Annotated in this window: 1 rRNA gene (only partly in view); it reads right to left on the bottom strand. The window is 57.2% G+C overall.

The features are described from left to right. Nucleotides 1-22 precede the first annotated feature (22 nt). Nucleotides 23-1,851, bottom strand: a 23S ribosomal RNA gene (locus tag ACWGJ5_RS46400) (it continues 1,361 nt past the right edge of the window).

Raw genomic sequence — 1,851 nt, 5'->3', positions numbered from 1 at the left:
AACACAGTGGACGCGAGCAACTGAGGACAAGCCCTCGGCCTATTAGTACCGGTCACCTCCACCAGTTACCTGGCTTCCAGATCCGGCCTATCAACCCAGTCGTCTACTGGGAGCCTTACCCCATCAAGTGGGTGGGAGTCCTCATCTCGAAGCAGGCTTCCCGCTTAGATGCTTTCAGCGGTTATCCCTCCCGAACGTAGCCAACCAGCCATGCCCTTGGCAGAACAACTGGCACACCAGAGGTTCGTCCGTCCCGGTCCTCTCGTACTAGGGACAGCCCTTCTCAAGACTCCTACGCGCACAGCGGATAGGGACCGAACTGTCTCACGACGTTCTAAACCCAGCTCGCGTACCGCTTTAATGGGCGAACAGCCCAACCCTTGGGACCGACTCCAGCCCCAGGATGCGACGAGCCGACATCGAGGTGCCAAACCATCCCGTCGATATGGACTCTTGGGGAAGATCAGCCTGTTATCCCCGGGGTACCTTTTATCCGTTGAGCGACGGCGCTTCCACAAGCCACCGCCGGATCACTAGTCCCGACTTTCGTCCCTGCTCGACCCGTCGGTCTCACAGTCAAGCTCCCTTGTGCACTTACACTCAACACCTGATTGCCAACCAGGCTGAGGGAACCTTTGGGCGCCTCCGTTACCCTTTAGGAGGCAACCGCCCCAGTTAAACTACCCATCAGACACTGTCCCTGATCCGGATCACGGACCCAGGTTAGACATCCAGCACGACCAGACTGGTATTTCAACGACGACTCCACACACACTGGCGTGCATGCTTCACAGTCTCCCAGCTATCCTACACAAGCCGAACCGAACACCAATATCAAACTGTAGTAAAGGTCCCGGGGTCTTTCCGTCCTGCTGCGCGAAACGAGCATCTTTACTCGTAGTGCAATTTCACCGGGCCTATGGTTGAGACAGTCGAGAAGTCGTTACGCCATTCGTGCAGGTCGGAACTTACCCGACAAGGAATTTCGCTACCTTAGGATGGTTATAGTTACCACCGCCGTTTACTGGCGCTTAAGTTCTCAGCTTCGCCCACCCGAAAGTGAGCTAACCGGTCCCCTTAACGTTCCAGCACCGGGCAGGCGTCAGTCCGTATACATCGCCTTACGGCTTCGCACGGACCTGTGTTTTTAGTAAACAGTCGCTTCTCGCTGGTCTCTGCGGCCACCCCCAGCTCACCGAGTAAACCGGATCACCAGGAATGGCCCCCCTTCTCCCGAAGTTACGGGGGCATTTTGCCGAGTTCCTTAACCATAGTTCACCCGAACGCCTCGGTATTCTCTACCTGACCACCTGAGTCGGTTTAGGGTACGGGCCGCCATGAAACTCGCTAGAGGCTTTTCTCGACAGCATAGGATCATCCACTTCACCACAATCGGCTCGGCATCAGGTCTCAGCCACACGCGCGACGGATTTACCTATCGCACGGCCTACACCCTTACCCCGGGACAACCACCGCCCGGGATGGACTACCTTCCTGCGTCACCCCATCACTCACCTACTACCAGCTTGGTCCGGCGGCTCCACCACTCCCCTTCGCCCGAAGGCTCCAGGGCGGCTTCACGGCCTTAGCATCACTGGATTCAATGTTTGACGCTTCACAGCGGGTACCGGAATATCAACCGGTTATCCATCGACTACGCCTGTCGGCCTCGCCTTAGGTCCCGACTTACCCTGGGCAGATCAGCTTGACCCAGGAACCCTTAGTCAATCGGCGCACACGTTTCTCACGTGTGAATCGCTACTCATGCCTGCATTCTCACTCGTCAACCGTCCACGACTACCTTCCAGTGCCGCTTCACCCGGCAGACGACGCTCCCCTACCCATCCGTAC

It is taken from the genome of Streptomyces sp. NPDC054783 (assembly GCF_053611725.1).
The sequence above is the reverse complement of the archived record's forward strand: the minus strand, read 5'-3'. Positions and strand labels throughout refer to the sequence as shown.